The organism is Methanoculleus sp. UBA413, from assembly GCF_002502935.1.
Classification (GTDB): Archaea; Halobacteriota; Methanomicrobia; order Methanomicrobiales; family Methanoculleaceae; genus Methanoculleus; species Methanoculleus bourgensis.
The window spans coordinates 18,380-21,707 of record NZ_DAQR01000097.1 but is presented as its reverse complement, the minus strand read 5'-3'; the positions used below and the strand labels follow the sequence as shown (position 1 = coordinate 21,707).

The following is a 3,328-nucleotide window of genomic DNA, read 5'->3' as shown; positions in this document are numbered from 1 at the left end:
CCCCTTCTTCACTTTCACGGCGCTTGGCTCACCTTAATGTCGGAGGGGGTCAACATGATGCTATCGTATGCTGCGGAGGTATCAGTACCGGCTGTACCCGACGAAGGATCAGAAGACCCTGATCGCCCAGCACCTCGGGTGCTGCCGGTTTGTGTACAACTGGGCGCTTGCCCGCAAGAATCAGGCGTACCACGACGAGGGCATCAGCCTCTCCAAGTACGACCTCATGAAGCAGCTTCCGGCGCTCAAAGCGGAGTTGCCGTGGCTGAAAGAGGTCAACGCCCAGTCGCTGCAGCAATCGATCCACCACCTTTTCCGTGCGTTCACGAACTTCTTCGAGGGTCGTGCCGAATCACCGACCTTTAAGAAGAAGCATGCCCCCGAACAGGCGTTCACGGTTCCGCAATCCTACACCGTGGACTTCGAGCGGGGCACCGTGAAACTCCCGAAGATCGGGGCGGTCAAGGTCAAGTACCACCGCACCTTCACCGGAACGATGAAGTCCGCGACGGTGATCCGAACTTCGACCGGTCGGTACTTCCTCAGCATCGTGGTCGAGGATGGCCGGACGCCGCCGAAGCCCGTCGATCCGATCCCGGATCAGACGGTCGGGATCGACCTGGGGCTCGCGCACTACGCGGTTCTCTCGACCGGGGAGAAGGTGGAGAACCCACGACACCTCCGGAACGCCCAGCAGCGGCTCGCCGTCTTACAGCGGCGACTCGACCGCAAGCAGAAGGGTTCCCAGAACCGGAACAAGGCCCGACTCAAGGTCGCCCGGTGTCACCAGACGATTGCCGATCAACGAAAGGACTTCCAGCACCAGCTCTCTTCTCGACTGGTCCGCGAAAACCAAGCACTGGCTGTGGAGTCCCTGAATGTGGACGGCATGGTGAAGAACCCCTCTCTGGCCCGGGCGATCAGCGATGCCGGGTGGGGGACGTTCCTTGCGATGCTGGCGTACAAGTGTCAGGAGGCCGGGAAACCCCTGCTCCGCGTGGGGATGTTCGAGCCGTCTTCCAAGACCTGCTCGGTCTGCGGCTACCGGAAGGCCGATCTGACGCTGAAGGACCGGGAATGGACATGCCCGGACTGCGGGACGACCCACGACCGGGACCTGAACGCCGCGACCAATATCAAACAATTCGCACTTGCAGGCGCGGAACGCGCCGAAGAGCCTGTGGACTCGCTCCCGATGGGGAGGGGGATGAAGCAGGAAGCCCCCTGCGTAAGCGGGGGGTAGTTCACGCTATGATGCTCGGGATCCAGTCTGCAATCGATATTGCAACCGATCTGATCGCCGAGGAGCGATTCCGGAGGCCTGCGAGTTACCGTGAAACATTCGAGGTCCTCGGTGAAGAGGGGATCCTCCCGGAATCGCTCGTCCCCGATCTCTCGGATTTGGCGGGATTTCGCAATGTTCTGGTTCACATTTACTGGGGTCTGGACCTCGAACAGGTCTACGCCATTCTGCACCGGGACCTCGGTGTTCTCAAAGCATTCCATGATACCATACAGGAATACCTCTGTGAACAGGGGTCTATCGACCCGTAGGCCGGCCCGCATCCTCTTCGCCATCCAGGCGAGGGAGAGCAGGTTGAGCGAGCTCCCATGCAAACGTTGTTAGGGGGCAGATGCCATTATGGACAAGGGAGTTTTCGGGATGAGAAGAGCGGAGCGGGACGTCCGGCACGCACTTGAGCGGCTTAAGACCGTCGAGGGGTTCGATAAGGTCCGCTTCATCACCCTCTACGGCTCCGTCGCCGAAGGGCGGGCGAAAGCGGGGTCAGATATCGATATCGCCGTCTACTACGATGGAGACCATAAGGAGGGTGCCCGGTTCCGGTTTGCGGCGCTCTCCGAACTTGCGGACGACCGCTACGACATCCAGATCTTCTCGCACCTACCACTTTATGCCCGGACAGAGGTCCCCCACGGACGGGTCGTCTACTGCCCCGACGAGCGGTTCCTCTACGACGTCGCGTATCGGACGATCCGGGAGTTCGATGACTTCAAACACAGACTGTACGATTACATCGGGAAGGAGGCGATGACCTGAAGGAAGAGGTCAGGGACACGGTCATCCGCATCAAACTCCAGGAGATGGCCGAGAGCGTCGATATGGCCAGGGAGTACCTTCCCGATTCGGTCGAGTCGTTCGGACGGCTCGGCATCACTGTGCTATCTTAAACGCAGAGTTTGTGAGGGGGCGGCTCCCGGGCAACGAGGAGAGCGCCGGGATAATGGTACCAGCGGCTTTAAGTACCCGGGGGCAGAGCCCCAGAAACAGTTATTCCTGCCCCTCCCCCCGGTTCAGGAGCACCATGCTCGTGAAGATGCCGGAGAAGACGACCTGCATCCCGGCGAGGAAGAGGGCCAGCGCCCAGACTGCGTTTGCGATCTGGAAGAGCGAGCCGAACCCGGATGCGGCCCACTCCCTGACGATGCCAAACCCCACGAGGCCGCCGGCGGCCATCAGCAGGATGCCGGCGAGGAGTTCCCACTCGAGGCTGTGGTAGTTCATGAGCCGGGTGATGAACGGTCCCGCCTCGCCGTAGCCCTGGACAGCCGAGTAGACCGCGATGTTGATCCCCGCAAAGAGTGCCTGGAGCCCGCCGACGAAGAAGAGGGCGGCGAGGATGAAGGAGTGGATGAACGAGGTCTCGACGCTTCCTTTGAGGAAGAAGATGACCATCAAAAAGAAGCCGAAGAGCGCAAAGAGCAGACCCGGGACGGTGATGAAGGGGATCGGCCGGTAGAGGAGCATGAACCTGACGTGCCGCCAGCCGTCGGAGAAACTATCCAGTTTCGAGGGCGCGACACGGGCCGAGTAGGTGATCGGGACCTCCTCGATCCGGAGATTAGCCTTCGCCGCCTCGATGATCATCTCGCTTGCAAACTCCATCCCCCCGGTCTTGAGGTTCATCCGGGGGAGTGCCTCCCGCCTAAACGCCCGAAAGCCCGTATGCGCATCCGATATCCGGATCCCGAAGACCCGGTTGAGGAGCCAGGTGAGGAAGGGGTTTCCTATGTAGCGGTGGAGGGCAGGCATGGCGCCGGGCTTGATCTCGCCCCTGAGCCGGGAGCCGAGGACCATATCGGCGCCAGCCTCGAGCGGGCCGAGGAGGTTTGGGATCTCGAGGAAGTTGTAGGTGTCATCCGCATCCCCGATGACGATATACCGCCCCCGGGCGCGTGCGAGCCCGGTGAGGTAGGCGTTGCCGTAGCCCCGCTTCTCCGGGTGGACGACCGTGGCCCCGAGGTCCCGGGCGATCGCCGCCGTCCGGTCGTCGGAGGAGTCGGCGATGATGATCTCGCCCTCGATCGC

General features: G+C 61.6%; 4 protein-coding genes. 3 read left to right on the top strand and 1 reads right to left on the bottom strand.

From position 1 onward, the window contains the following. Positions 1-67 precede the first annotated feature (67 nt). The 3 genes from tnpB (at position 68) to BP858_RS08045 (ending at position 2,059) form a co-directional block, all read left to right on the top strand. The gene (gene tnpB, locus BP858_RS08055; protein ID WP_286879250.1) at positions 68-1,243 is read left to right on the top strand and encodes an IS200/IS605 family element RNA-guided endonuclease TnpB; all 1,176 of its coding nucleotides are present in this window, start codon (positions 68-70) and stop codon (positions 1,241-1,243) included. An 8-nt stretch (positions 1,244-1,251) separates the two neighbouring features. Then, positions 1,252-1,554, top strand: a complete 303-nt coding sequence (gene hepT / locus BP858_RS08050; RefSeq protein WP_281767233.1) for a type VII toxin-antitoxin system HepT family RNase toxin — start codon at positions 1,252-1,254, stop codon at positions 1,552-1,554. Positions 1,555-1,642: 88 nt separating this feature from the next. Continuing rightward, on the top strand, positions 1,643-2,059 hold the full coding sequence (locus tag BP858_RS08045; protein ID WP_286879249.1) for a nucleotidyltransferase domain-containing protein: 417 nt from the start codon (positions 1,643-1,645) through the stop codon (positions 2,057-2,059). Between the two features lie 231 nt (positions 2,060-2,290). Here BP858_RS08045 and BP858_RS08040 read toward each other — a convergent pair. Then, positions 2,291-3,328, bottom strand: a 1,038-nt coding sequence (locus BP858_RS08040; RefSeq protein WP_286879248.1) for a glycosyltransferase family 2 protein, incomplete at its 5' end; no start/stop codon positions are given.

Excerpts from the sequence above, each read along its gene's own strand:
- tnpB (WP_286879250.1), top strand. The coding sequence starts at position 68 with ATGCTGCGGAGGTATCAGTACCGGCTGTACCCGACGAAGGATCAGAAG.
- hepT (WP_281767233.1), top strand. The coding sequence starts at position 1,252 with ATGATGCTCGGGATCCAGTCTGCAATCGATATTGCAACCGATCTGATC.
- BP858_RS08045 (WP_286879249.1), top strand. The coding sequence starts at position 1,643 with ATGGACAAGGGAGTTTTCGGGATGAGAAGAGCGGAGCGGGACGTCCGG.